Annotated in this window: 25 protein-coding genes; 12 read left to right on the top strand and 13 right to left on the bottom strand. The window is 60.1% G+C overall.

The features are described 5' to 3' along the window. Positions 1–780: 780 nt before the first annotated feature. The 3 genes from FY528_RS19045 to FY528_RS19035 form a co-directional block, all read right to left on the bottom strand. Positions 781–1,389, bottom strand: a complete 609-nt coding sequence (locus FY528_RS19045; RefSeq protein WP_149072619.1) for an HPP family protein — start codon at positions 1,387–1,389, stop codon at positions 781–783. Positions 1,390–1,718: 329 nt separating this feature from the next. Continuing rightward, positions 1,719–2,135: a hypothetical protein gene (locus FY528_RS19040; RefSeq protein ID WP_149072618.1), complete on the bottom strand. Its 417-nt coding sequence runs from the start codon at positions 2,133–2,135 to the stop codon at positions 1,719–1,721. A gap of 69 nt (positions 2,136–2,204) precedes the next feature. Further along, positions 2,205–2,570 (bottom strand): DUF1304 domain-containing protein, encoded by a 366-nt coding sequence (locus FY528_RS19035; RefSeq protein ID WP_149072626.1) that lies wholly within the window; start codon positions 2,568–2,570, stop codon positions 2,205–2,207. A 275-nt stretch (positions 2,571–2,845) separates the two neighbouring features. Between FY528_RS19035 and FY528_RS19030 the strand changes: the two genes are divergently transcribed. After that, the gene (locus tag FY528_RS19030) at positions 2,846–3,127 is read left to right on the top strand and encodes a hypothetical protein (RefSeq protein ID WP_149072617.1); all 282 of its coding nucleotides are present in this window, start codon (positions 2,846–2,848) and stop codon (positions 3,125–3,127) included. Positions 3,128–3,211: 84 nt separating this feature from the next. Here FY528_RS19030 and FY528_RS19025 read toward each other — a convergent pair whose 3' ends face one another. Both FY528_RS19025 and FY528_RS21350 read right to left on the bottom strand, forming a co-directional pair. Next, on the bottom strand, positions 3,212–4,348 hold the full coding sequence (locus tag FY528_RS19025; RefSeq protein ID WP_149072616.1) for a multinuclear nonheme iron-dependent oxidase: 1,137 nt from the start codon (positions 4,346–4,348) through the stop codon (positions 3,212–3,214). Between the two features lie 25 nt (positions 4,349–4,373). Next, a complete protein-coding gene (locus FY528_RS21350) occupies positions 4,374–4,541 on the bottom strand; it encodes a chryseobasin-related MNIO class RiPP peptide (RefSeq protein ID WP_168679928.1) in 168 nt (55 codons plus the stop codon). Positions 4,542–4,990: 449 nt separating this feature from the next. On the opposite strand from FY528_RS21350, the gene FY528_RS19020 reads away from it, so the two are divergent. The 3 genes from FY528_RS19020 to FY528_RS19010 are packed head-to-tail and all read left to right on the top strand — an operon-like array spanning position 4,991 to position 8,856. Beyond that, positions 4,991–5,623 carry a (2Fe-2S)-binding protein gene (locus FY528_RS19020; protein WP_149072615.1) on the top strand — a complete coding sequence of 211 codons (633 nt, stop codon included), beginning with the start codon at positions 4,991–4,993 and terminating at the stop codon, positions 5,621–5,623. Beyond that, complete coding sequence (locus FY528_RS19015) at positions 5,620–6,603, top strand: FAD binding domain-containing protein (RefSeq protein WP_149072614.1); 984 nt, start codon at positions 5,620–5,622, stop codon at positions 6,601–6,603. The genes FY528_RS19020 and FY528_RS19015 overlap by 4 nt, the downstream gene beginning before the upstream one ends. Before the next feature lie 12 nt (positions 6,604–6,615). Continuing rightward, positions 6,616–8,856 (top strand): xanthine dehydrogenase family protein molybdopterin-binding subunit, encoded by a 2,241-nt coding sequence (locus tag FY528_RS19010; RefSeq protein WP_149072613.1) that lies wholly within the window; start codon positions 6,616–6,618, stop codon positions 8,854–8,856. A 73-nt stretch (positions 8,857–8,929) separates the two neighbouring features. On the opposite strand, the gene FY528_RS19005 is transcribed toward FY528_RS19010, so the two are convergent. Beyond that, positions 8,930–11,041 (bottom strand): glycoside hydrolase family 97 protein, encoded by a 2,112-nt coding sequence (locus tag FY528_RS19005; protein ID WP_149072625.1) that lies wholly within the window; start codon positions 11,039–11,041, stop codon positions 8,930–8,932. A 275-nt stretch (positions 11,042–11,316) separates the two neighbouring features. Further along, on the bottom strand, positions 11,317–11,595 hold the full coding sequence (locus FY528_RS19000; protein ID WP_149072612.1) for a hypothetical protein: 279 nt from the start codon (positions 11,593–11,595) through the stop codon (positions 11,317–11,319). A gap of 193 nt (positions 11,596–11,788) precedes the next feature. Here FY528_RS19000 and FY528_RS18995 point away from each other — a divergent pair, with 193 nt between their 5' ends. After that, entirely contained in the window at positions 11,789–12,442 is a 654-nt protein-coding gene (locus tag FY528_RS18995) for a PA2169 family four-helix-bundle protein (protein WP_149072611.1), read from the top strand. A gap of 89 nt (positions 12,443–12,531) precedes the next feature. On the opposite strand, the gene FY528_RS18990 is transcribed toward FY528_RS18995, so the two are convergent. From FY528_RS18990 to FY528_RS18975, 4 genes are all read right to left on the bottom strand, one after another. After that, on the bottom strand, positions 12,532–14,775 hold the full coding sequence (locus FY528_RS18990; protein WP_149072610.1) for a PAS domain-containing sensor histidine kinase: 2,244 nt from the start codon (positions 14,773–14,775) through the stop codon (positions 12,532–12,534). 183 nt (positions 14,776–14,958) lie between these two features. Next, positions 14,959–16,257 (bottom strand): sensor histidine kinase, encoded by a 1,299-nt coding sequence (locus FY528_RS18985; protein ID WP_149072609.1) that lies wholly within the window; start codon positions 16,255–16,257, stop codon positions 14,959–14,961. A gap of 164 nt (positions 16,258–16,421) precedes the next feature. After that, the gene (locus tag FY528_RS18980; RefSeq protein ID WP_149072608.1) at positions 16,422–16,676 is read right to left on the bottom strand and encodes a hypothetical protein; all 255 of its coding nucleotides are present in this window, start codon (positions 16,674–16,676) and stop codon (positions 16,422–16,424) included. 166 nt (positions 16,677–16,842) lie between these two features. Continuing rightward, positions 16,843–17,340, bottom strand: coding sequence for a hypothetical protein (locus FY528_RS18975; RefSeq protein WP_149072607.1), 498 nt, complete (start codon positions 17,338–17,340; stop codon positions 16,843–16,845). 161 nt (positions 17,341–17,501) lie between these two features. Here FY528_RS18975 and FY528_RS18970 point away from each other — a divergent pair, with 161 nt between their 5' ends. Beyond that, positions 17,502–18,476: an NAD(P)H-quinone oxidoreductase gene (locus FY528_RS18970; protein WP_149072606.1), complete on the top strand. Its 975-nt coding sequence runs from the start codon at positions 17,502–17,504 to the stop codon at positions 18,474–18,476. 75 nt (positions 18,477–18,551) lie between these two features. Here the strand turns inward: FY528_RS18970 and FY528_RS18965 are convergent, their stop codons facing one another. Then, positions 18,552–19,748 carry a lactonase family protein gene (locus FY528_RS18965; protein WP_149072605.1) on the bottom strand — a complete coding sequence of 399 codons (1,197 nt, stop codon included), beginning with the start codon at positions 19,746–19,748 and terminating at the stop codon, positions 18,552–18,554. 217 nt (positions 19,749–19,965) lie between these two features. On the opposite strand from FY528_RS18965, the gene ispG reads away from it, so the two are divergent. From ispG to FY528_RS21760, 4 genes are all read left to right on the top strand, one after another. Next, positions 19,966–21,951: a (E)-4-hydroxy-3-methylbut-2-enyl-diphosphate synthase gene (gene ispG / locus FY528_RS18960; RefSeq protein WP_149072604.1), complete on the top strand. Its 1,986-nt coding sequence runs from the start codon at positions 19,966–19,968 to the stop codon at positions 21,949–21,951. 58 nt (positions 21,952–22,009) lie between these two features. After that, positions 22,010–22,660, top strand: a complete 651-nt coding sequence (locus FY528_RS18955; RefSeq protein ID WP_149072603.1) for a hypothetical protein — start codon at positions 22,010–22,012, stop codon at positions 22,658–22,660. Positions 22,661–22,692: 32 nt separating this feature from the next. Further along, entirely contained in the window at positions 22,693–23,028 is a 336-nt protein-coding gene (locus tag FY528_RS21765; RefSeq protein ID WP_308418679.1) for an NAD-dependent epimerase/dehydratase family protein, read from the top strand. 87 nt (positions 23,029–23,115) lie between these two features. After that, a complete protein-coding gene (locus FY528_RS21760; protein WP_308418678.1) occupies positions 23,116–23,355 on the top strand; it encodes a hypothetical protein in 240 nt (79 codons plus the stop codon). 112 nt (positions 23,356–23,467) lie between these two features. Here FY528_RS21760 and FY528_RS18945 read toward each other — a convergent pair whose 3' ends face one another. After that, positions 23,468–23,926: a nuclear transport factor 2 family protein gene (locus FY528_RS18945; protein ID WP_149072602.1), complete on the bottom strand. Its 459-nt coding sequence runs from the start codon at positions 23,924–23,926 to the stop codon at positions 23,468–23,470. Between the two features lie 163 nt (positions 23,927–24,089). Here FY528_RS18945 and FY528_RS21345 point away from each other — a divergent pair, with 163 nt between their 5' ends. Beyond that, the gene (locus FY528_RS21345) at positions 24,090–24,263 is read left to right on the top strand and encodes a DUF6728 family protein (protein WP_168679896.1); all 174 of its coding nucleotides are present in this window, start codon (positions 24,090–24,092) and stop codon (positions 24,261–24,263) included. A gap of 3 nt (positions 24,264–24,266) precedes the next feature. Beyond that, positions 24,267–24,623 carry an MmcQ/YjbR family DNA-binding protein gene (locus tag FY528_RS18940; RefSeq protein ID WP_149072601.1) on the top strand — a complete coding sequence of 119 codons (357 nt, stop codon included), beginning with the start codon at positions 24,267–24,269 and terminating at the stop codon, positions 24,621–24,623. Positions 24,624–24,626: the final 3 nt, after the last annotated feature.

Below are 24,626 nucleotides of genomic sequence, written 5' to 3'. Positions count from 1 at the left end.
AGAAAATAGAGCATCCAAAGCAGTCCGAGCAGCCAACGAAATTTCTGGCGTTGAGCGCAAGGAAGCTGCATAACAAGAAGGATTATTGGTTGCGGCGCTTAAGCATATAATGGTGCAGACCAGGCCCGCCCTCTGCCAAGCCATTGGGCAGCACTTCCCACCCTTGGTTGTATAGGAAGTCTAGCTCGTCTGCTTCGGCTGCAACCTCTCGGGTTCGCCCATTCTTCTGGTACTTCTTCCCTTTAGGATTGGGGGTTAGTCCGTCGTATAGAACCAATTAGCAGATACCAGCTATGTTCTTTGTACTTACCAGCGCTACCCTGTACATCGGCTCCGCGGTAACTGCGGCTGGTGACGCCTGCTGGGCTGAGACGGTGGGCAGCGGTCAGAAGCTAGTGATGCAGAGTAGAAAAAGGAGCCGACCCATAGGAGATGGTGCTGAGTGATTGCGCTATAGTTAAAAGTACTGCTGACCGCTCTACCGTGTCTCACATATGCCGCCTACTTCGTAAGAGGCGCTGTAACTATGGGAATAGTGCTTTGCGCCTAAGCGGTAGCAGGTAGAAAGAACGAGAGGCCTTTTCAGGAGTCTAATCGGTCATAGAGGCCCCGCTGCAGCTCCCGCCTCTTCGGTCGCAGGCTTGCGGATGAAGCTTTTGATAAGTAGTACACTGACACCAAGGCAAAGTAATACTTTGTTACCCGAGAAATTGCTGGTAAAGCTAAGCGCCGCCCGGGTCAAGATTAAAAATATTCGATAAAGTGCTGAACAATAGTCTACTATTGATTTATTAGCCGCTTAAGGGCCTTCACATAGTACCGGCGCTGCCAGATTCTATACCAATGCTTGTTGGTAGGGTAATGGCGCGTGGGGGAAAGGTTGTTGAACACCAGCGCTACCAGCAGCAGTACCACCGCCCCCGACAGCACAGGCATGAACACGTAACTGTACCCCAGCGCCTTCAGTTGGGGCGAGCCAATAACGGCAATCAGTGCCGTAGCCCCACCGGGCGGGTGCAGCGTCTTGGTTATTTGCATGCCCACAATGGAAAGAGACACGGCCAGGGCCGCCGCCAGCCACAGCTCCTGCGGCATGCAGCGGTACAGCGTCACGCCAATAAAGGCACTCAGTACATGGCCGCCGAGCAGGTTGCGCGGCTGGGCCAGCGGACTATTGATGACCCCGTACACCAGGACCGAAGACGCTCCAAACGAACCAATCAGCAAAGGCGCATCCGTGGGGAGGCGGTGACGGTTGAGCAAACCGATAATTCCAATTCCCACGAAAGCACCCAGAAACGTCCACAAATGCTCTTTGTAGTCAAAGAGTGTTTCCTGGTACACGATGATCTTCATCCGCCGGGCCTGGCGGCGTATTTTTGTGCGCATAATGAAAACAAGCGTCTGCTGCCGCGCTACATCTCTACGCAGATAAGCAGTTACAAAAACTTTGGTTCTACAGGCAATGCGACCAGTTGCCTACGAGCAAAGTTGGGGAAGTCCCAGCGAAGTATACTCCCGTTGCTTTACCGGTATACGATGGCCAATCCATCGAAAAACCAGCTTATGTTACAGTAAGTGTCTTTTAATCAGTTAGAAGTAAATATTGCATTGGCCCTGCGTCGATCCGGCAAAAAAGGCAAAGTAATACACACGGCTCCCTTCCTCGCAAGCAGAATAAGGTGTAGCAGGTACTCCGGATCCGTTCTGGTTGGAGGCTACCGCGCTGGCGGGGCTTGCCGCAGCCAAGCAGCAGCCTCTTCTGAGGTTTGAAAGTATTGAACTGCCAGGGCAGGGTTCACGGCCATCCCGATGGCTCGGGCCGCCAGCCGGCCAATAGGATTGCTGCTTTCCACGATGGCACAATGGCTGTAACGGGCCTCGCGAATTGCCTGAGGAATCCATTCCGTTTGCAGCCAGTGCTGCAAGCTCATGGACAGAGGGGGCCGTAGGCGATGGTCGCTCAAAAGGCGGGGAGCCCGCTGGGCTATCATCACCTGCAAAACATATGTATACAGTGCTTTGAGCTCAGGTTCTGACCCGTCGGACAGCTTCCATTGCAAGGCTACATGCTGCCCGGCCTGGTACGTCAGCGAAACAAAAGCAGGGGAGACGTAGGGAAGGGCAGGCATCATAAATGCGGCAAATGAAAGGTTGGGGGCTGCGCAATTGATGGCCCCGGCAAACAGCCAGGACCTTGAGCGTTAGTTTGTCAGCGCCAACAGGAGCAGCCCCAGCGCCGCTGGCAGCGTCTGCACATACAGAATGCGGTGGCTGGCGGTGGCCGCTCCATAGAGCCCGGCTATGGCCACGCAGCCGAGAAAGAAGCTGGCCACATACCGCTGCCAGGAAGAGTCGGGAATGAAGAGCGACCAAACCAGCCCGGCCGCCAGAAAACCATTGTATAATCCTTGGTTAGCAGCCAATACCCGGGTGGCCGGAAATAATGAGGCCGGAATGTTGCGAAATACTTTAGGGCCGCGGGTGGTCCAAGCAAACATTTCTAGCCACAGAATATAGAGGTGAATAACAGCCACAAAACCAATCAGGACAAGGGCAAGCAAGTGCAGATACTCCATGGGCCAGGCTATGATAAAGGATATGCAGGCAATTCGAGCGGAAGCTAACGGAAATGCAGAATATAATCGTTGCCTGGACTCTAGAGGAAGTTGGCTAAGGGCTGAAGATTAATGACCGTTATGGCATAAAGCTGAACAAGCAGGCACTGGACAAGCACTACCACAGAAGAGGCGTCCGTGCAGGATCATGCGCAACAATTGATGAAGGCAGCAGATAATTGCTAACAAAATTAGTATATTGCATATGATAACTAATATAGATGGTAATGATGGTTGTTCGACCCGCCTTGTTCGTCGCTTTACAAAACCCGAATGCCGAGTCGTTGGTATTTGAATTCCGACTGGCTGATCAAATACTTACTTCAGTTACTATCAGCCGCTTGGGCTGGCAGGTGTTGGGCCCCTCGCAGGCTATTCATTACGTAGCCGACCGCTACCTGATGACGCTGCCTCTGAGAGAGAAGATGATTAGTCGGGATCTGGTGGTTTTCCACGTCATGCAGGCAGTGGGCATACCCCCGGCCATTTCTACTTCAGCAGCGGCATAGCGGATTTGCCAATGGCGCCTTGGCCTTGGGCTGTGGCAGCGTGCAAAAGATCGGTCAGCACAGCGGCTGGAGTAGCTTTATGGATCAACTGGGCTTAAGCTGCCACTTCTGGGCAATACCCAGCGCCGTTTCCAGCATATAAGGTGCCCACTGCTCGATTTGCCATTCCGATTGGGCCAAAGACGACAAAAGCAGCCGCTGGTGGGCTTCCTCGTAGGAATGGGCCGTTTCGAGGATGTGAGAAAGCTGTTGCTGTTGAGCATATAGCCGGACATCTTCTTCGACGGGTCCGGAAACAACGGGCTGCCGGGGGAGGAAGTGGTAATCTGTCGGTTTCGACTCCTGATTTTGCTGGGCAACCAGCTTTTGCATCCGCAGAAAATCCTGGCGAAAGCGGGTTTGGCTGTGCTCAGTTTGCAAGCCATTACCTAGCTGCTCCAGGACCACGTATTTCAGATGCGGGCACCGGGGCATGGTTGCCTTTAGCAGAGAAAACACCTCGTCCGGGACAGCATCGTCGTGGGTGTCGCGGCGGATCTTTTTGTCGGGCAATAGGGAAGAATCCGCCCAGCTGCCGCCCGAAATATGAATTTCCCGCACCTTTTCCAGGGGGTAAAGTGCGATAAGCTCCTCGTAGGAAATAGAGAAATTGTGGAGCTGACAGTAAAGATTGTGCAAATCCAGGATGAGAAACCCATTAACCGGGGTCAGCAGCTTATCCAGGAACTCACCGTGGCGTGTTACTTCTTCCAGGGAATACGCAAAGGCCAGATTTTCAAGTCCTGCCGGACAGCTGCAGGCTTCGCTGATCCGGCACAGCCGATCCTGCCCGAGCCGGAGGGTGGCCGGCGTATAGGGAACGGGTAAGGGCGCCCCGGAGTGGAAGTTCTGGCCCGTGAAAAAGCCAAAATGCTCGGTAACGTGGTCGAAGGAAAATTGCCGCGCCAATTGGTTGAGACGCTGGAGCCATTGCTGCTGCTCGGTGGTCCAGCGGGCTGAAAGCAGCGAAAAAAACACGCCATGCCCAATTAGCCGCTGCTCTTTGCTAAAAGCATGCAACAGCTCCGTAAACCACACCGGTGTGTTTGCTCCTGATAGCGCATCAAAAGACCATTCCAGCGCGCCAATGGCCCCATCGGCCAGTAAAGGGAAAGCTGCTGCCAGCATATCTGCGTCCAGGTTAAGGGCAAGGGCAGCAAAAATGGTCGGCGGCTTAGTCATAACGGCGGGGGCGGGGCCAACGCTTTTAGCCGCGTCCGCAGGCCGGGCAATTATCGGGCAGTTGGGGGACTTCTTTGCCGTCCTTGCTTACTTTTTCGCCCGCCGGTTCGGGCGTGCCTTTCTTGGCGCAGCCAGTAGCGTGCACCGTAATGCCAACGAGCATGGCACCTAGCAAAGCTTTCGGTAATTTCATCGTGGTAAGGAGGGAAAGTTGGAAAATACGGGTGCTAGCTCTATGGAACGGGCGTTAACCCATAGCTAGGAGCGGCATTTCTGCCGAAACGTTGCATAAGGCATTCGGCCCCCGTGCCGGGCCGCCCTGGATAGGATGCGCCAGTTGCCCTCGAGGCCAGGCCCTACAGCCCTGCGGGTAGGCCACCGTTAAGTTGCCCTGTCCGCCCGCTTACCTTCCGCCGCATTTTTCCGTTGTTTCTTCGCGCCTCCGGTGTGAACTTCCCGTATACGTATCAGCGCGGCCTGGTACCGGTAATTTCCTTGTTAGTTTGGGTCGGCAAATCTTTTCCCGCCTTAACTAACTTTATTGTCCGTGGCAGCCGGTGGGTGGGTCAGTCGGTAATAACCAGCCCCACCCGACGCGGGTCCAAAAGCATCTGGCCTTCTTCCGTTATATCCTTTCTTCTTATGTCTCTTCCTCCCGACCTGGAACAGCCGACCGGCCACGACGAAAGCCGCCGCACCTTCCTCAAACAGTCGTCGCTGCTGACGGCATTGACCTTCGTGCCCGGGCCCGTGGTACAGGCCGCTACCAACGAGCTGGATGAAAAAGTAGCCGCGGCCTTCGAAAAAGTGCCCCTGAAGCTGGAAGTGAACGGGGTAAAGCACAAGCTCTCGGTGGAGCCGCGCACCACGCTGCTGGACTTGCTGCGCGAAAACCTACACCTCACTGGCACCAAGAAAGGCTGCGACTACGGGCAGTGCGGGGCCTGCACGGTACACATAGATGGGCAGCGGGTAAACAGCTGCCTGAGCTTTGCCGTGATGCACGAAGGCAAGAAAATCACTACCATCGAGGGGTTGGCTGAGGGTGACAAGCTGCATCCTATGCAGGAGGCCTTCGTGAAGCACGACGGTTTCCAGTGCGGCTACTGCACCCCAGGCCAGATTATGTCGGCCGTGGCTTGCGTGCGCGAAGGTCACGCCGGCTCGGAGGCCGAAATCCGGGAGTACATGAGCGGCAACATTTGCCGGTGCGGGGCCTACTCCAACATTGTGGCAGCCATTCAGGAAGTGAAAAACGGAGGACAGAAGGTATGAACCAGTTTCAATACGTGCGCCCCAGCAAGCAGCAGGCCGCCATCGATGCCGTAGCCAAGGACCCGAATGCCACCTTTATTGCCGGCGGCACCAACCTGGTAGACCTCATGAAGCGCGGCATCGCCACGCCCCAGAAGCTGGTCGACATCAACCGCCTGCCCCTGGCCCGCATCGACGCCGACCCGGGCAAGCTGCGCATCGGGGCCCTGGCTTTGAACTCCACGGTGGCCGACGACAAGCAGGTGCGGGAGCGGCAGCCGCTGCTGGCCCAGGCCCTGAACGCCGGGGCTTCGGCCCAGCTGCGCAACATGGCTACCGTGGGCGGCAATATGCTGCAGCGCACCCGCTGCTCGTATTTCTACGACCTGGCCATGCCCTGCAACAAGCGGGAGCCGGGCTCGGGCTGCGGTGCGTTGGAAGGCATCAACCGCATGCACGCCATCTTCGGCTTTAGCGACAAGTGCATTGCCGTGCACCCCTCCGACATGAGCGTAGCCTTAGTAGCCCTGGATGCTACCGTGCTGGTAAGCGGTCCAAAAGGGGAGCGGCGCATTCCGTTTATCGACTTCCACCGCCTGCCCGGCGACACCCCGGAGAAAGACACCAACCTGGAGAAAGGTGAGCTGATAACGGCCGTGGACGTGCCCGATGGGCCTTTTACCAAATACGTGCACTACCAGAAAGTACGGGAGCGGGCCTCTTACGCCTTTGCCCTGCTCTCGGTAGCCGCTGCCCTCGACATTGAAAACAACACCATCAAGGCGGCGCGGCTGGCCATGGGCGGGGTGGCGCACAAGCCCTGGCGCCTCACGGCTGCCGAGCAGCTGCTGGTGGGCAAGCCCGCCACCGAAGATACCTTCCGGCAGGCGGCGGAAGTAGCCATGCAAGGGGCCAAGGCATTCAAGCACAATGCCTACAAGATCAAGCTTGGGCCTAACACCATTGTGCAGGCCCTGCGAACGGCTGCTTCGGCTGCCTAACCCTGATTTTCTATGAAAGAGCAAGCGCAAAACAAGCAGATCGGGGCGCCGATGAACCGGGTGGATGGCCACCTGAAAGTAACCGGCGCGGCTAAATACTCGGCCGAGTACGAGCTGCCCAACATGGCCTACGCGGTGCTGGTGGGCAGTACCATTGCTAAGGGCCGTCTTACCGGCGTCGATGCCAAAGCCGCCGAGCGGGCCCCGGGCGTGCTGGCCGTTATCACCCACTTCAACTCGCCTAAGGTTCCGGGCTTTGATACCGCGGGCAAAGACCCCTCGCAGCCGGCTACGGTGGGCGGGCCCCTGAAAATTTTCAAGGACGACAAAATTCACTACAGCGACCAGCCCATTGCCGTAGTGGTGGCCGACAGCTGGGAGCGGGCCCGGCACGCGGCCCGGCTGGTGAAGGGACAATACGCCCCGGAAAAGCACAAAACCAACCTTGAGGCCGGTGCCTCGGAAGCCTTCCTGCCCACGGCGGCCAAGAAGAACCCCAAGCACCCCATGAACGACTACCAGCGCGGCCAGGCTGATGCTTATAAGTTGGGCGCTATCAAGCTGGAAAGTGAGTACGTCATTCCCACGGAAGTACACCATCCCATGGAATTGCAGGCCATTACGGCCCACTGGGAGGCTGCTGATAAGCTCACGATTTACGACAAAACCCAGGGCACCATGGCCACCCGTCGCGACTTCGCCAAGGAGTGGAACCTGCCCGAGGAAAACGTGAAAGTCATTGCCACCTTCGTGGGCGGGGCTTTCGGCAACGCCCTGCACAGCTGGCCCCACGAGTCGGCGGCCATTATTGCCGCCAAGGTGGTCAACCGGCCGGTAAAGCTGATGCTGACCCGGGAGCAGATGTTTACCAACGTAGGCTACCGGCCCTACACCTGGCAGAAGCTGGGCATGAGCGCCACCCCCGACGGCAAAATCACGGCCATTACCCACGAATCCATCGGGCAAACCTCCAACTACGAGGAGTTCACTGAGTCGACCCTGGCCCAGACGCGGATGATGTACCAGGCCCCCAACGTGACGACGCGCTACCGCCTGGTTTCGCTGGACGTATGTTCGCCCATCTGGATGCGCGGCCCGGGTGAGGCTACCGGGGCCTTTGCGCTGGAGTCGGCTATGGATGAAATGGCGCATATGCTGAACCTGGACCCCCTGGAGTTCCGCCTGCGCAACTACACCGACAAGGACCCGGAAAACGGCAAGCCCTGGAGCACTAAGTTTCTGAAGGAGTGCTACCAGCTGGGGGCCGAGCGGGTTGGCTGGAGCAAGCGCCAGCTCAAGCCCGGCTCCCTGCGCGACGGGGAGTGGCTCATCGGCTACGGCATGGGCGTGGGCACGTTTGGCGCGCACCGCGGAGCGGCCACCGTAGGAGCCCAGCTGCTGGCAAATGGCACCGTGCTGCTGCAGTGTGCCACCACCGACATTGGCCCGGGCACCGGCACCGTGATGACGCAGATTGCGGCCGACACGCTAGGGCTGGACCCCAAGAAAATCCGGTTTGAGCTCGGCAACTCCTCGTTTCCCAAGGCCGGCACCCAGGGCGGCTCCTCCACGGTAAACAGCGTAGGGCCAGCCACGCAGGAAGCCTGCCTAGCCCTGAAAGACAAGCTGCGCGGCCTGGCTGGGGCCGGCAACCCTGCCTTTGCTTCCGCTAAAAAAGAAGACGTGACCCTAACCGATGGCTACCTGGCGTTAAGCAGCAACCCCGCCACCCGCGTGGCTTACGCCGACCTGATCAAGCAGGGCGGTGACAAAGCCGTGACGGTGGAAGCCCGCCCCGGCCCGGAAGGCCAGCAGTATTCCATGTACTCGTTTTCGGTGCATTTTGCCGAGGTGCGGGTGCATGAGCTGACCGGAGAAGTGCGCGTGAGCAAGCTGGTTTCCTGCGCTGATGCCGGGACTATCGTGAATGAGAAAACGGCCGGCAACCAGATGAAGGGCGGGGCCGTGGGCGGTATCGGCATGGCCCTGATGGAGGCAGCCCACATCGACGACCGGTTTGGGCGCTACGTCACCAAGGACTTTGCCGACTACCACGTGCCCGTGCACGCCGATTCGCCAGCCGTGGAAGTAGCCTTCGTCAACCAGCCCGACCCCCACGTGAATGCCCTGGGTACGAAGGGTATTGGCGAAATAGCCATTATCGGCGTAGCACCGGCCATTGCCAATGCCGTGTTCAACGCCACCGGCAAGCGGGTGCGGGAGCTGCCCATCACCCCCGATAAGCTGATTTAAAGCCGACTCATAAATCAAAAAGAAGCCCCTTTCGCAGCTGCGAAAGGGGCTTCTTTTATCTTGGGCTTTCCGTTTAGCGGCCCGCTTCTATCAGGCTGATAGCATAGCCGCCGCCGGGGGCGCAGAGCTGGGTCAGCTTGGTTTTGCTGGTCACGTTCAGCTTGCGGATCTGGTAGGCCTGCGGGTTGTACTGGTAGTGGGCGCCCTTGCTGTCGGCATAGATGGTGGCCACGTATTTCTTGCCAGGCTCCAGGAAGCTCAGGTCAATTTTCGAGGTGCGCCCGTTCTCGTCGCAGGTGCTGCCCACAAACCAGCTGCTCTTGCCCTTGGCCTTGCGGGCGTAGGTGATGTAGTCGCCGGGCTCGGCTTCCAGCACTTTCGTATCGTCCCAGTCCACGGCCACGTCTTTGATGAACTGGAAGGCGTCGAGGTGCTTGTTGTAGGTTTCGGGCAGATCGGCGGCCATCTGCAGGGGCGAGTACATGGTCACGTACAGGGCCAGCTGCCGGGCCAGGGTGCTGTGCACGAAGGACGTGTTCTGCGGGTTGTAGGCACTCACCTTGGTCTGGAAGATGCCGGGCGTGTAGTCCATGGGGCCCCCAATGAGGCGGGTAAAGGGCAGGATGGTGGTGTGGTCGGCGTTGTTGCCGCCGAAGGATTCGTACTCCGTGCCCCGGGCGGCCTCGTTGCCAATCAGGTTGGGGTAGGTGCGGGCCAGGCCGGTGGGGCGCACGGCTTCGTGGCCGTTTACCATGATTTTATAGTCGGCGGCCTTTTCCAGCACGTACTGGTAGTGGTTGTTTACCCACTGGTCGTAGTGGTGGTGGCCCAGGGGCACGATGTCGCCCACGTAGCCGGTTTTCACCGCGTTGTAGCCGTACTTGTTCATGAACTGAAACGCCTCATCCAGGTGCCGCTCGTAGTTGCGCACCGAGCCCGAGGTTTCGTGGTGCATGATGATTTTCACGCCCTTGGTGGCGGCGTAGCGGCTCAGCTCGGCCACGTCAAAATCGGGGTAGGGGGTCACGAAGTCGAACACGTAGTCCTTGTGCTTGCCAAACCAGTCTTCCCAGCCCGTGTTCCAGCCTTCTACCAGCACGGCATCAAACCCATGCTGGGCGGCAAAGTCGATGTACTCCTTCACGTGGGCCGTGTTGGCGGCGTGGGTGCCGTTGGGCTTCACCTTCTGGTAGTCTACCGAGTCGAGCTTGATGTTGTCCATGTTGGTGTACGACCACGTGCTCTTGCCCGTAATCATTTCCCACCACACGCCCACGTACTTCACCGGCTTGATCCACGACACATCCTTGAACTTGGTGGGCTCGTTGAGGTTCAGCACCAGCTTGGAGAGCAGGATGTCGCCGGCTTTATCACTCACAATCACCGTGCGCCAGGGCGAGTTGGCCGGGGTCTGAATCAGGCCTTTGTCGCCCACCGCGTCGGGCGTCAGGTGGCTTTCCAGCACCATGTTCTTGTCGTCCAAGTCAAGGTGCATGCAACTGTAGTCGATGAGGGCGGCCTCGTGAATGTTGATGTAAAGCCCGTCCTGGCTTTTGAGCATGAGCGGGGTTTGCAGGCCGGTAGGCGAAAAGGTCGTCTGGGAGGCGTTTGGCGTCACGGCGGCCTTCATCTTGCCGCGCACCTCCGAGAGCTTCGACGTAACGGTGCTGTACTCCTGGGTGTCGTAGTCGCCGGGTAGCCAGAAGGCCTTATGGTCGCCGGCCAGGGCAAACTGGGTGCGCTCCTCCTTGATGGTAAAGTAGTCGAGCTTGGGCTGGCGCGGAAACTCGTAGCGGAAACCCAGCCCGTCGTCGAACACCCGAAACCGGACGCGGATGGTGCGCTGGGTTTCGGCCTGCGTGAGCGTCACAGCCAGCTCGTTGTAGTGGTTGCGGATGGTTTTGGCCTCGCCCCACACCGGCTGCCAGGTTTCGTCGAAGGAGCGGGTTTGCTTGTCGGTTTGCGCAAAGCCACTTTGCAGGCTGGTGGTGCCCTTCAGCTCCAGGCCCAGCTTGCTGGCCTTGATAACGTCGCGGCCCTTGTAGGTAAGCCGGTAAGTGGGCACCCCGCCGGCCTGCAGGTCGAAGTTGAGGGTAAGCTGCCCGTTGGGCGACTTGAGCTCTTCGGCCAGAGCGGCCGGGCTCAGCAGCGCAAGGCCACAGATAGCCAGCAGTTGCCGGGCCATCCGGGGCGGTAAAAAACCGGTAAAAGAAGAAAGCAGCATGGAGATTGTGTGCTGTAGGTGAAGTAGGAGCAAGCAGCGCGGTACGGGTCCAGCAAAGCAAAAAGGACACGTGTAGCCGGCCTAAGCCGCTGCGAACTTAGCCAAACGAAAGCGGATGTACACGCGCAGGCCGCCTATTTGGCGTCAAAAATCCGCGGGGCCGCTGGGGGGCGGGCCGGCACCGGCGAGGCCAGGGCCGGTGTAGCTGGACCGTAGTGGTGGGGGTAGGCCGGAGGCTATAGCTCCTGCACGGCGCGAATAAGGGCATTTTCCAGCTGCTGCCGCCGGGCCTGGCTCGACCAGAAAACCGAGGCGGGCTGCTCCAGGGCGGCCAGCTGCGTAAGACTGTTGGCCACGCGCAGGGCTACCTGCGGCTCCAGCGCCTGCTGCTGCAAGGCTTTCAGGGTCTGCTGCCACTGCTGGCGCAACGTGTCGAGGGTGCCCAGCTCCGCCCGCTCATGAAACAGCTGGCGCATCTGCCGGCGAATGGTAACAAGTTCGGGGTGGATTTCCATGAAGAATATACCGGAGCATTGGCACCAAACTTACACTTTTCGGTCGCACAAGCAAGTCCTGGTCGTGTTTCGGGTCAAAGAGAACAGGCAGCCCCGGCAGCAGTGTGGCCGGAACAAGTGGCTAAGCTCAACATAACTAACTGCTTAACTAGGTCGTAGAGCAAGGTGTTTTTCACCATCCTACGCTAGACCTATGAACCAGTCCGCATCATCTTACCCCACGGCCCGCACCGCGCAACGCGCGGCGGGCCCGGCTACTGCAACGCGTTTTACCCAAGGAACCATGGGCGACCTGCTGGGCCGTTCGGCCGCCAGCCTCAACAAACTCAGCACCCTGCAGAAGGTGGTGGGTGGGGCCCTGCTCGTAGCCGGGGTAGGCTACCTGGCGCGCCGCAATAAAACCGCTTCGCAAACCAACCAGGCCGACACGCTGCGGGAGCTGCTGTATTTCGTAAACGACCGGATAGAAGGGTACCAGCGCGCGGCCGCCGAAAGCACCGATGCCGAGCTGACGGGCTACTACAAGCAGTTGGTCAGCCAGAGTCAGCAGTTCTCCAACGAGCTGAATGCCGCCCTGCGGGCGCAGGGGGAGCCCACGGAAACGAGCACCACGCTGAAAGGCAAGCTTTACCGAGGCTGGATGGACGCCAAGGCCCTGCTCACGGGCCGGAGCGAAAAAGCCATCCTGGGCTCCAATGTGTACGGGGAGGAGTGGGCTTTGAAAGCCTACGAAGACGCCCTGGAGCAAGGCACCCGCACCGGCTCCATCCGGGTGGCCGTGCAGCATCAGTACGAGCTTTCCCAGAAAACCTACGACCGGCTAAAAAAGCTGGAAGACAAGCAATAAGCGTGTTTGCTTAAACTACTGCAAGCCCCGTTCGGCCCACGCCGGATGGGGCTTGCTCTGTTTATGACTCGTGCTGAATCACTGCGGGGTTAGCGGGCAAAGTACACCCGGAACGTGGACCCCAGGCCCGGCGTGCTTTCCACCTCAATGCGGCCCCCACTGTTTTCCATAATCTTCTTGACCATGTAGAGTCCAACGCCCGAACCTTCTACGTGGCTGTGTAGGCGCTTGAACATAATGAACAGCTGGCGCTGCTGGTTGGCATCCAGTCCCAGCCCATTATCGGCCACCGTGAGCACGTGGTGCTCGTCCCGGGCTTCGCAGCGCACTACAATGTGGGGCTCCCGCTCCGGGGCGCAATATTTAAGGGCGTTGCTAAGCAGGTTGTACACCACGGAGCGGATGTTTTTCTCGGAAAAGCGGATGGTGATGGTTTCGTCAACTTCCACCTGCAGGTGCCCGCGGCCGAGCTGGGGTTGCAGGTCCAGGAGCACTTCCCGAATGGCGGTGGCCAGCTGCACGGGCACGGCTTCGGCGCTGTGTTCTTTTTGCAGCTTGGCTACGTCCGTGAGGTTGGCAATGGTCTTGCTGAACCGCTCCACCGACTCCTGCATGAGTGCCGTGAGCTGCAGCACCTGTTCCGACTGCAGCGTTTCCGGGGGGAGCACGCGCAGCAGGGCGTGGAGCAGGCCTTCGATGTTGCTGATGGGGGCCTTCAGGTCGTGGGAGGCCGTGTACACAAAATTGTCCAGGTCGTTATTTATCCGGACCAGCTGCTCGTTGGCCAGCTTGAGCTCCGTGATGTCGATGGCGGCGCCCACGTAGCCGTACAGCTCTCCGTTGGCGTAGTAGCTGGGGGCGCCCTGGGAGAGAAACCAGCGGTACACGCCATCGTGGCGCCGCATGCGGTGCTCCAAACTGTAAGGTTTCCGCTCGTCAATGGCCTGCTCCAGGGTGCGCTGGGCAAAGGCCGCCTCGCTGGGGTGTAAAAAGGAAAACCAGCCTTTCGCCAGGTATTGAGGCAGGTCGAGGCCCACAAACTCCAGAAACGTACGGTTCACGTAGCGCACCGACGAATCCGGGTGCACGGCCCACACCTGGCTGGGGGCGGCGTCGGCCATGATGCGGAACCGCTCTTCACTTTCCTGCAGGGCCTCCAGGTCGCGCTTTTTCTGGGTGATGTCGCGGGCTACGGCCAGCAGGTGGGGCTTGCCGCCCAGCACCAGTGCATTCATGCTCACTTCCACCGGAAACACGTGTCCGTCCTTGCGCTTGTGCAGGGTTTCGAAAGGGGGAATGATTTCGCGCTGGGCCTTGGCAAAGCCCAGGGCAAACATTCTGGGTTGGTACGTGGGGTCGATGTCGGCTACGTGCAGTTGCTGGGCTTCCCGGGCGGTGTAGCCCCAGGTTTCCAGCGCCTGGGTGTTCAGGTAAGCAAAAGTGCCATTCTCGCGCACCAGGATAAATAAGTCGCGGGCCTGATCGGCCATGAATTTAAACCACTCCAGCTCCTCCCGGCGGGCCTCACTTTTTTGGCGGGTCAGCACCTCATCCGTTACGTCGGTGGCCGTGTGATGAATGCCGTACACGTGGCCCTGGGGGGTGCGCAGGGGCTTGCAGGTAAAATCGAAATAGGCAGTGTGCGCTGCCCCGTCTGTCAGTACAGCAGCCTTTTCGTATACCCCCGCGTAGGCCTCTCCGGTAGCATATACCTGCTCCAGCCGGGCTTGGAAGGCGCGGCTCTCCGGTCCCGGCAGCGCTTCGCAGAAAGTTTTGCCCACTACCGATGGGTCCTTGCCCCAGTACTCCAGCATCAAGGCATTGGCGTACTGCACCCGTATTTCCGGGCCTAAGTAAAGCGCCGTGGCAATGGGGCACGCTTCAAGCAGGGTTTGGTCGTAAGAAGCACTTTCCTGCCCTTGCAGAACACCCGCCGCTGGTAGCCGCCCGCCGTGGCTGAAGCTGAGCACCAGGTAGCGAACTTCCCCGGTTGCATCGGACACCGGCCGGATGTGGGTTACCCAGTTGGCCTCCTCTTCGTGGGGGCTCCAGCCCGGCCCGATGGCGTACTGGGTGGCTTGCCGGGTAAGCAGGGCATGCTGCAAGGCGCTGGCCAGGCCGGCTGGCTTGGCGGCGCCGGGTAGGGCCGGGTTGGCAGTACACACGGCCCAGAGGCTGCGGCCTACTACCTCCGCTCGGGTGGAGGCAAGGCGGGGCAGCAGGTCGTCGCTGAGGGCCAGTAGCGTAAAGTCCGGCGCATTGGCCTGCAGCAGGAGCACGGAGCCCGGCAGTGCGTCAAACACGAAAGAAACGTCAGCGAAAGAGGTGGACACGGCAGCGGCGGAGGCTAAACGAGAAAAGGCGCACCCTAAGGTATTGGTAAGTGCGTAGTGTTGGGCCAGCCGGATTTCGACCCGCCGATATTTTTCTGGCGTCCGGTTTCCGCAGCCGACCGCCAACGCGTGCCTACAGCCCCAGCGGGCCGATTTTCCCGGGTAGCCGGGCTGGCTTTATTGCTACTGAGTAGGCGCAGAGCCAGGCCCTGGCCTTGTGGGGGCCGGCAGTACCACCCGGAAAGTGGAGCCTTTTCCTACCTCACTCTCCACCTCCAGATGCCCTCCGGCCTGCTCCAGCTGGCGCTGCACCAGATAGAGACCCAGCCCGGTGCCGGGAATATGGTCATGAAAGCGCCGGAATAATTTAAACAGCTCCGTGCCGTGCCGGGTCAGGTCGATGCCCAGGCCGTTGTCCTGGACCACAAGGGTGGGCTGGCCGTGCTGCCATTCCGTGCGCACCTCAATCTGGGCGGGGCGGGTGGGGTCGGCGTACTTCACGGCATTGCTGAGCAGGTTATACAGCACGCTGCGTAGGGTGGCCGGCTCCAGGTGCAGGGCCGGAATGTTGGCCAAGGCCAGCGTCCAGGTAGCGGTGTTAGGATGCAGATTCTGCACGTTGCGGAGCACTTCCTCCACCAAGGGCTGCAGCTCTACCGGCTCGGGAGGGAGCAGGTGGGCCGGGCGCTGCACCTGCACCACTTCTGCCAGGGACTGAATAGTACCCAGCAGCTGGTTGAGCGACGCATCCACCATCTTCAGCATGGGGCCGGCCTCGGGTTCGGCGAAGGTAGCCGTGCGCGTGAGTTCCTCCAGCAGGCCCGACAGGTTCAGCACGGGTTGCTTCAGGTCGTGGGAGGCTGTATACACGAAGGTGTCCAGGTCGCGGTTGGTGCGGGCCAGCGTGGCGTTCTGCTGCCGGAGCTGGGCGGCCACGTCCTGGAGCTGCTGGTTGGTGGCAGCCAGCTCCGTGGTGCGTGCCTGAACGATACTTTCCAGCTCGGTGGGCGTTTTCAGCAGGAGGGCTTTGGGAATCACCCCAAACAGGGCCAGCACCGTGCCCCAGGAGGCCAGGGCCGTAATCAGCCGGACGAGGCCGCTCAGCCGGTAAACGGGCACCCAGAAAATCAGGGCGTCGAGCAAATGCGTGGCGCCGCAGGCAAAAATAAACAGCCCAAAAAGCCAGAACAGGCGGTTGAAGGGCATGTCGCGGCGCTGCCGGATAAAGTTGATCAGCAGGAAAGGAATAGCGAAGTAAGCCGCCCAGATCATCAGATCGGACACGATGTAGAGCCAGCCGTGGAAGCTGGTCCAGTGCCCGCAGTGCCAGCGTGCTGGAAACCCCCAGGGCGAAAGCAGGCGGGCAAAAAACTCAACAAACTGGTCGGCCAACGTGGGAGGAGCAGCCGGAGCCGGGCCCCCCGCCCAAGCCGGAACCGAAAGAAAGCAGGCAGCTAGCCACAACCAGGTACGAGCGAACATAAAAGCAAGGCGAAGACCACCGAAATAACTTTCCGGGGCGAAACGGCCTCAAGATACGTACACGGGGGCTGGTAACAGCCCAAGGCAGCAGCGGGCAGGAATAAAACAAAAGCTCCTGCCCAAACCAAGGTTTGAGCAGGAGCTTTGCGGATAAAAGGCAGTAACTAGTTCTGCGGCGTAGCGGGTACTTTCTCCACGAGTTTGTCGGCTTCTTTGTTCTGCACTACGGCCGTGTCACCGGGCTCGGTAGCCATGTCAGCCTGCACTTCATTGGCGGCTTCGCTGGTAGCGTCGCCGGCCTGATCCACGGCATTTTCGGTGGCGGCTTCCGTGTTTTCCTGCTGGCGCTCCGAGCAGGAGGTGGTAGCAAAGGCGGCAAATGCCGAAAACAACACGAGAGACTTGAAAGAGAGTTTCATAAAGGTCGTAAAGCTGGTGAAGGTTGGCTATACGGGAAACGCTCAGTTTCGGCCATCCGATTGCGCCGGGAGTTGACAAAAACCACGTTGCGGGCCTGAAACAAGGGAATTCTGGGATAGGATAACGGTTCCTTCCGGCTAAGGCATACTCAGCGCTGAAGCCCGGTCAGGAAAGCAGCCGTGGGCCTTCGGCGTCATCGGGCAGCACTTCGGCGCCGCTGCCGGCATCCGGCACCAGCGTTTTCCAGGCGGCGCGCTTCAGCTCATCGAGGCGCGTGAGCGTATCGGCCACGGCGGGGTGAGCCCTGAGCTTATCGATTACCCCCGTGCGCTGCGCAACTTTCACCAGCTGCTCTACCACAAAAGGCAAAATCCAGCCGACCACGCTGGAGGCCAGGGCCCCGCGCAGCCCAATGCGCACCAGCAGCCGGGCCGCCATGCGCTCCAGCAGCAGGGCCCGTGCCGCCGGCAGGGCTTTGTTGGCCAGAAAGTCTTGTACTAGCCGGCCATTGCCTTTCTTCACTTCCGCCCGTAGCACTTCCTGCACCGACTCCAGGGCGGCCGCGGCGGCTTTGCGAAACAGGCGGCCGGTTTGCCAGGCGGCTAGGCCGGTAGCCTTGGTCATATTGCCAAGCAGGGTAATCCAGATGGGGCGGTCTTTCATAAGGGTGGGCAAAGCAGTAAGGCCTGCAAGTACGCAGCCTGCCGCCGGGCGGACAAGCAGTACCGGCCAAAACCTGCCGAAACTACCACTGCCCGCTGGCGTAGGTGACGTAGGCGGTCTGCCGGTAACGCAACTTTATAGCCCTGCCTTTTTCTCTTTTTATGCATCAGATCATCATTACCCAGCCCGGCGGCCCTGAAGTCTTGCAGCTTACTTCTGCCGATATACCCGAGCCGGCCCCGCACCAGGTGCTGGTGCGCGTGCAGGCCGCCGGCGTCAACCGCCCCGACGTGCTTTTGCGCCAGGGCAAATACGCCGGCAGCGGCGACGTAGCGGGCACCGTGCCGGGGCTGGAAATAGCCGGCATTGTGGAGGCCGTGGGAGCGGAGGTCGGGCGCTGGCACCCCGGCGACGCGGTGTGCGCCCTGCTGGCCGCGGGTGGCTACGCCGAATACGCCGTGGTGGATGCCCGCCACTGCTTGCCCGTGCCCCCCGGCTGGAGCATGGCCGAAGCCGCCACGCTGCCCGAAACGGTATTCACCGTGTGGCACAACGTGTTTCAGCGGGGGCAGCTGCAACCCGGCGAAACCCTGCTGGTGCACGGCGGCAGCAGCGGCATCGGCGTTACGGCCATTCAGCTGGCAGCGGCGCTGGGCTCCCCGGTGTTTGCCACGGCCGGCTCCGACGAGAAATGCCGCGCCTGCGAAAAGCTGGGAGCTACGCGCTGCTTCAACTACAAGACCGAGGATTTCGAAGCCGAACTGAAAGACCAGGGCGTAGACGTGGTGCTGGACATGATTGGCGGCGACTATACCCCCAAGAACCTGCGCCTGCTCAAGGAGGATGGCCGCTTGGTGTTCATCAACGCCATGCAGGGCCCCAAAGCCGAGTTCAATGCCCTGGACATGATGCGCCGCCGCCTCACCGTCACGGGCAGCACCCTGCGCCCCCGCTCCGCCGAGTTCAAAGCCGCGCTGGCCGCCACGGTGGAGCAGCACGTGTGGCCGCTGCTGGCGGCCGGCCGGTTCCGGCCCGTCATTTACCGGCGCTTCCCGCTGGCCGAGGCCGTAGCGGCGCATCAGCTCATGGAAAGCAGCGCGCACATCGGTAAAATCGTATTGGAGGTCGGGGAGTAATGTGCCAATATGGGGTGAATGTGCTGATGCAATGGCTGTTATGGCGAGCAGGGCATCAGCACGTTCCCAGCCACGCTAGGCCAGAAAATCCGGCACCACCTGCAGGCACACCGGTGCCGACACTTCCACCGACGTGCCGGTAGCAGCAAGCTGGCCGGTCTTTTCATCAATGCGGTAGGTGACGATATTGTTGGTCTGCTGATTGGCTACCAGCGCCACGCGGCCGCTGGGGTCGAGGGCAAAGTTGCGCGGAATCCTGCCCTGCGTATCGGCGTGCTGCACCCAGGTGAGCTTCCCGCTGGCCTGGTCAATGGCGTAGACCACAATGCTGTTGTGGCCCCGGTTGGAGGCGTAGAGAAACCGGCCGTTGGGCGACACATGAATATCGGCGCAGGCATTCCACGCGGTAAAGTTGGCGGGCAGCGTGGGCAGGGTGTGCAGCTCGCTGAATTTGCCCTGGGCGGCATCGTAGCTCAGGGCCGTGACGGTGGAGTTCAGCTCGTTGATGAGGTAGGCCCAGCGCTGGTTGGGGTGAAAGACGAGGTGGCGCGGCCCGGCACCCGGCGCGGTGGTGAAGGCCGTGGTGGGGGTGTTGAGAAATTTGCCCGTACCCGGCGCCAGCGGGTAGGCCACCACCTGGTCGATGCCCAGGTCCACGGCCAGGGCAAAGCGGTTGGCAGGGTCGGGCAGGAAGCAGTGGGCGTGGGGTACGTTCTGGTTTTTGTGGGGCCCCGAGCCGGTGTGCTGCCGGGTGGCCGAGGGCGCACCCAGGCGGCCATCGGCCTGCACGGGCAGGGCGCACACGCTGCCCCCGCCGTAGTTGGCCACCAAGGCCAGGCGGCGCGAGTGGTCGAGGCTGACGTAGCACGGCCCCGGCCCAAACGACGACTGCTCATTGAGCAGGGTGAGGCCGCCGGTTTTGCGGTCGACGGCAAAGGCCCGTACCGAGCCGCTCTTCATGCCCTTGTATTCCTCGGTTTCGTTGGCGGTGTACAGCAGGCGCTGCTGCGGATCCAGGGTCAGGTAAGTGGGGTTGGGGCCGGCTTTGGTGGCGCCTACGCGGGTGAGGGCGCCGGTTTCCGCATTCAGCCGGTACAGAAACAGGCTGTCGGCGTCGGCAGCGGCGTAGGTACCCACGTACACCAGATACGAAGGCGCTTTGCGGGAACCGGGCAGGGCGGCCGCGCACCCGGAAAGGGCCAGGGGCAGCGCGGCCAGCGAAAACCCGGTCAGTTTCAGAAAGTAACGGCGCGAAGAATTGAACTCAGACATGCAGGCTGGGCGAGAAGGGAGATGAGAAGCGGGGAGCCGCGGCAAGGTAGTAACTGCGTTCGAGTTGTACGATACAAAAAGCAACACCCGCTGCGCCGCCTGCGGCGGTGGTGGGCCGGAGAACGGCGCTGCTAAACGTAGCGGCTGGCTCGTACCTTTGCGGCTGGTACCGCCTTTCTCCCGCAACTTTCGCCTTTCGTCGTCGGTTTCCCTTTCTATGAACAAGACGTATTGCCCCAGCCTCACCGAATACAAGCGCCGCCTCTCCCGGGAAGTGAAAATCGGCGACCTGCCCCTGGGTGGCCTCAACCCCATCCGGGTGCAGAGCATGACCACCGTGGACACCATGGACACGCTGGGCTCGGTGGAGCAGACCCTGCGCATGGTGGAGGCTGGCTGCGAGTACGTGCGCATTACGGCCCCCAGCGTGAAGGAAGCCCAGAACCTGCTGGAAATCAAGAAGGAGTTGCGCAAGCGGGGCTGCAACGTGCCGCTCATTGCTGATATTCACTTCACGCCCAACGCCGCCGAACTGGCTGCCCGTATCGTGGAGAAAGTGCGCGTGAACCCCGGCAACTACGCCGATAAAAAGAAGTTCGACGTCATCGACTACACCGATGCCTCCTACGCCGCCGAGGTGGAGCGCATCCGGGAGCGGTTCCGCCCCCTGGTGCAGATCTGCAAGCAATATGGCACGGCCATGCGCATCGGTACCAACCACGGTTCGTTGTCGGACCGGATTCTGAGCCGCTACGGCGACACGCCCCTGGGCATGGTGGAATCAGCCCTGGAGTTTTTGCGGCTCTGCGAGGAAGAAAACTACTACGACGTGGTGCTGAGCATGAAGGCCTCCAACACCCAGGTGATGGTGCAGGCCTACCGCATGCTGGTGCAGAAGCTCGACGAAGAAGGGCTGCAGCCGTACCCGCTGCACCTGGGCGTGACGGAAGCGGGCGAGGCCGAAGACGGCCGTATCAAGTCGGCCGTGGGCATCGGCACCCTGCTGGAAGATGGCCTCGGCGACACCGTGCGCGTTTCGCTTACGGAAGCTCCCGAAGCCGAAGCTCCCGTGGCCCGCGCCCTCATCGACCGGTACACGAACCGCGCCGCCGAGGCCAAGCCGATACAGCCGGTTACCCAGGTGCCCATCGACCCCTTCCAGTACCACCGCCGCCATACCCACGAAGTGCTCAACCTGGGCGGGCAGAACGTACCCCGCGTGCTGGTCGATCTTTCGCGGCTCTCCTCGGTAGAATATGCCGATCTGCGCGCAGTCGGCCACCTCTATTCGTCTTTTCTCGACAAGTTCCAGATGAATGACCTGGGCGCCGACTACGTGTACTCGGGTCAGCGCCCGGTGCCGTTTATGCTGCCTAATGGCCTGAAGGAAGTGGTGGATTACAGCGCTTGGCTCGACGCGGGCCGCCGCACCGACCATTTTCCCGTGCTCACCCAGGCCGATTACGCCGTAGTGGGGGCCCGGCACCCGGAGTTGAACTTCGTCTTCCACAACCTGGACTCGCTCACGCCTGCTGCCCTCGACCAGCTCCGGCTGGACGCTACGGCCGTTGTCATTCTCTACACCGACAATGCCCACGCCATGCCCGAAATCCGCCGGGCATTCTTCGAGCTGCTGCATAACGGTATCACTAATCCGGTTATCATCAACCGCCAGTACCCCGAGCTCACGCCCGCGCAGACCCAGCTCTACGCCGCCACCGACGTGGGCGGCCTGCTCCTTGATGGCCTCGGGGACGGGGTGGTGCTCAGCACCGAACTGCTGCCCGAGCGTCCGAAACAGGAGTGGCTCACGACCCTAGATCAGCTCAACCAGCTTTCCTTCGGGATTCTGCAGGCGGCGCGCACGCGCATGAGCAAGACCGAGTACATCAGCTGCCCTAGCTGCGGCCGCACCCTGTTCGACCTGCAGGAAACCACCGCCATGATCCGCAAGCGCACCGACCACCTGAAGGGCGTGAAGATTGGGATTATGGGCTGCATTGTGAACGGCCCCGGCGAAATGGCCGACGCCGACTACGGCTACGTGGGCGTCGGCAAAGGCAAAATTGCCCTCTACCGCGGCCAGGAAGTCATCAAGAAAGCCGTGCCCGAGGAGCGTGCGGTAGATGAGTTGATTGAGCTTATGCGCGAAGACGGCCGCTGGCTTGAGCCGGTACGGCTGGAAGAACCGGTGGTGGGGTAGTAGGGTGAATAACCCGATGAAAACGGGATTGGGCTGTATGCTCCAATCCCGTTTTGTCTTGAAATCGAAAGAAACGGTGCTGGATTTCTATTTGAATTCTGACAGCCAGCATCTTTTAAAAGAGGCTAGACGCAACGCTGGCCCGTTACGGCTTGCTGGCGCAAGATGGTTGACCGAAGGCATGCGTACCATTATGACAGATAAGCAAAAAATGCAGACGGTGCTGGAGGAAGCCGACAGCAACTGGCGGAAGCATCCGGAGCCGTTACGCCCCGAAAATGCTGAACTTCTTCGCCAGTGGGGCGTTTCGGCGGAGGTACAGCAATTCTTGGCCGAGTTCTCCTTCGATACTGACCTGGCAATCGGGGAAGTGCATCTCGACCAAGCCAATAGCCTGAAAAAGAGACTGGACTGGGAAGACGATTTTCAACGGGCCCTGCAAGCCGGTCTGCTGTCGGTTGGAGCTGGTTCAACCGGTGACCCGCTGGCACTGGATATTGAGGATTCGCAGGTGGGCTACCTTTTTCACGACTATTTCTGGGAAGAAGAAGCCGAAGATCCCCGCAAGTTCTTCATCAAACTAAATTGTTCCCTAGGGCAGTTTTTCTGGAACACTCAGTTTGTGGAGGACTACCCGATTGATGCCTACGGAGCTGCTGAGTATACCGGCGCGGGGTTTACCGGCGACAGGAGCCCGGACGAAGCGTAAAACATCCATGCCGCTCGTCCGTCTGCCCTTCCATGAAACTACGTGTAATTTTAACCGGGGCCACCGGCATGGTGGGCGAGGGGGTGCTGCTGGAATGCCTGAACAGCCCCGAAGTAGAGGAGGTGCTCAGCATTAGTCGGCGGCCGAGCGGCCACACCCACCCCAAGCTGCGGGAAATCATCCACTCAGATTTTCAAAATCTGACACCCGTACAGGACCAACTGACGGGCTATAACGCCTGCTTTTTCTGCCTGGGTGTGTCGTCGGTGGGGATGAAGGAGCCCGAGTACCGCCGCCTCACCCAGGACCTAACCCTCCACTTCGCCCAAACTTTGCTGCCCCGTAACCCCGGCCTCACGTTCTGCTAAGTATCGGGCGCGGGCACCGACGATACGCTGCGCAGCCGCCAGATGTGGGCCCGCGTGAAGGGCGAAACCGAAAATGCATTGCGGGTCATGGGTTTCCGCCAAGCCTACATGTTCCGCCCCGGCTTTCTGAAAACCACCCCGGGCCAGCGGCACGTGCTGTCGTACTACAAGTATTTCAGCTGGCTGTACCCGGTGGTGCGGGGGCTGGGCCCCAAATATGCCTCTACATTGGTAGAGTTGGGCCAGGCCATGTTACACGTGTCGCAGCGCGGCTACGCGAAACCTGTATTGGAAGTGCCGGATATTGTGGCTGCGGCGAAAAAGTAGCCTTTCCTGTCATCCTGAGCGGAGCGAAGGACCTGCTCACGCCTGCTGTTCTGGCGTGAGCAGGTCCTTCGCTCCGCTCAGGATTACTGCTGGGCGGCAGGCCAAAGCTTTGCTACTTACACTTTTCCTTGCGGCGGGTGTCGATGATGTGCACGATTTTCCAGCCCTCGGCCAGCTTCACCAACTGAAAGGAATTGTAGCCGCAGTGGCTGAAGGAGGTGCCCAGATAGAACTCATAGGGCGTCCAGACGCTGGCCAGGTTGGCGTCAATCAGCACCTTATCGAAGGTGATGCGCTCATCCCACACGGCGTTGTGGGGCGTACCTACTGCCTTCAAAAACTCCTTGGGGCTTTCCACCAGCACCTGCGTTTTTCCTCCCCGGTTGCTGATGGTTTGCAGCACCACACCCGGGGCCAGCGTACTGCGCACCAAGGTGCTGTCGCCCTTGCGCAGGCCCTCAAAAAACGTGGTGATGGTTTTCTTGGCCGCGTCGGCGTCGTAGGTCGATTTTTGGGCGTGGGCAGCGGGCAGGGCGTTGAGCAGGAAGGCTACGAGTAGCAGATGTTTCATGGAAGCAAAGCGTTACGGGGGAGCTGGAAACCAAAGATAAGGCCGAAACGACGCCCGCCTTTCGGCAGGGTTGCAGCCCAGGCAGCAGTAGATTAAATAGCGGAAAACCTAAATCTTTCTGCGCCTGGCTATGTTATCTTCGTGTACCAGATAAGCACTTCCCATGCGCAAAGACCTGTTTAATTTCGGCCCGGCTCTGGGCTATTTCTTTCGTAAGCCAGACCCTACCCGCCACACCAACTTCAACCTGCGGACCATGCACTTTATCAATAAGCTGAGCATGGCCATGTTTCTGGTCGGCTTGGTGGTGCTGATCTACCGCTGGTTTATTCGCTAATTCATGAACATCGAAGACTTCCGCGACTACTGCCTGCTCAAAGCGGGTGTAAGCGAAGAAACTCCGTTTGGGCCCGAAACCCTGGTGTTCAAAGTCGGCGGTAAAGTCTTCGCCCTTACCGATATTGATACGTTCGGGAGTATCAACCTGAAGTGTGACCCGGAGCGGGCCGCCGAGCTGCGCGAGCAGCACGACTACGTGCTGCCGGGCTACCACATGAACAAAAAGCACTGGAACACCGTGCTGGTTGGCACGGGCATTCCCGAGGCGCAGCTACGTGAGCTGATAGATCATTCCTACGAGCTGGTGCGTGCTTCCCTGCCCAAAAAACTGCGGGAAGAACTGGCCGCAGCCGAATAGCTG

Origin of the sequence: Hymenobacter lutimineralis, from assembly GCF_008271285.1 — a bacterium.
Classification (GTDB): Bacteria; Bacteroidota; Bacteroidia; order Cytophagales; family Hymenobacteraceae; genus Hymenobacter; species Hymenobacter lutimineralis.
The sequence above is the reverse complement of the archived record's forward strand: the minus strand, read 5'-3'. Positions and strand labels throughout refer to the sequence as shown.

Excerpts from the sequence above, each read along its gene's own strand:
- FY528_RS18985 (WP_149072609.1), bottom strand. The coding sequence starts at position 16,257 with ATGTTCGCTCGTACCTGGTTGTGGCTAGCTGCCTGCTTTCTTTCGGTT.
- FY528_RS18965 (WP_149072605.1), bottom strand. The coding sequence starts at position 19,748 with ATGTCTGAGTTCAATTCTTCGCGCCGTTACTTTCTGAAACTGACCGGG.
- FY528_RS18995 (WP_149072611.1), top strand. The coding sequence starts at position 11,789 with ATGAACCAGTCCGCATCATCTTACCCCACGGCCCGCACCGCGCAACGC.
- ispG (WP_149072604.1), top strand. The coding sequence starts at position 19,966 with ATGAACAAGACGTATTGCCCCAGCCTCACCGAATACAAGCGCCGCCTC.
- FY528_RS21350 (WP_168679928.1), bottom strand. The coding sequence starts at position 4,541 with ATGAAATTACCGAAAGCTTTGCTAGGTGCCATGCTCGTTGGCATTACG.
- FY528_RS18970 (WP_149072606.1), top strand. The coding sequence starts at position 17,502 with ATGCATCAGATCATCATTACCCAGCCCGGCGGCCCTGAAGTCTTGCAG.
- FY528_RS19030 (WP_149072617.1), top strand. The coding sequence starts at position 2,846 with ATGATGGTTGTTCGACCCGCCTTGTTCGTCGCTTTACAAAACCCGAAT.
- FY528_RS18940 (WP_149072601.1), top strand. The coding sequence starts at position 24,267 with ATGAACATCGAAGACTTCCGCGACTACTGCCTGCTCAAAGCGGGTGTA.
- FY528_RS18975 (WP_149072607.1), bottom strand. The coding sequence starts at position 17,340 with ATGAAAGACCGCCCCATCTGGATTACCCTGCTTGGCAATATGACCAAG.
- FY528_RS19000 (WP_149072612.1), bottom strand. The coding sequence starts at position 11,595 with ATGGAAATCCACCCCGAACTTGTTACCATTCGCCGGCAGATGCGCCAG.
- FY528_RS21345 (WP_168679896.1), top strand. The coding sequence starts at position 24,090 with ATGCGCAAAGACCTGTTTAATTTCGGCCCGGCTCTGGGCTATTTCTTT.
- FY528_RS19020 (WP_149072615.1), top strand. The coding sequence starts at position 4,991 with ATGTCTCTTCCTCCCGACCTGGAACAGCCGACCGGCCACGACGAAAGC.
- FY528_RS19025 (WP_149072616.1), bottom strand. The coding sequence starts at position 4,348 with ATGACTAAGCCGCCGACCATTTTTGCTGCCCTTGCCCTTAACCTGGAC.
- FY528_RS19010 (WP_149072613.1), top strand. The coding sequence starts at position 6,616 with ATGAAAGAGCAAGCGCAAAACAAGCAGATCGGGGCGCCGATGAACCGG.
- FY528_RS21760 (WP_308418678.1), top strand. The coding sequence starts at position 23,116 with ATGGGTTTCCGCCAAGCCTACATGTTCCGCCCCGGCTTTCTGAAAACC.
- FY528_RS19005 (WP_149072625.1), bottom strand. The coding sequence starts at position 11,041 with ATGGCCCGGCAACTGCTGGCTATCTGTGGCCTTGCGCTGCTGAGCCCG.
- FY528_RS19015 (WP_149072614.1), top strand. The coding sequence starts at position 5,620 with ATGAACCAGTTTCAATACGTGCGCCCCAGCAAGCAGCAGGCCGCCATC.
- FY528_RS19045 (WP_149072619.1), bottom strand. The coding sequence starts at position 1,389 with ATGCGCACAAAAATACGCCGCCAGGCCCGGCGGATGAAGATCATCGTG.
- FY528_RS21765 (WP_308418679.1), top strand. The coding sequence starts at position 22,693 with ATGAAACTACGTGTAATTTTAACCGGGGCCACCGGCATGGTGGGCGAG.
- FY528_RS18980 (WP_149072608.1), bottom strand. The coding sequence starts at position 16,676 with ATGAAACTCTCTTTCAAGTCTCTCGTGTTGTTTTCGGCATTTGCCGCC.
- FY528_RS19040 (WP_149072618.1), bottom strand. The coding sequence starts at position 2,135 with ATGATGCCTGCCCTTCCCTACGTCTCCCCTGCTTTTGTTTCGCTGACG.
- FY528_RS18945 (WP_149072602.1), bottom strand. The coding sequence starts at position 23,926 with ATGAAACATCTGCTACTCGTAGCCTTCCTGCTCAACGCCCTGCCCGCT.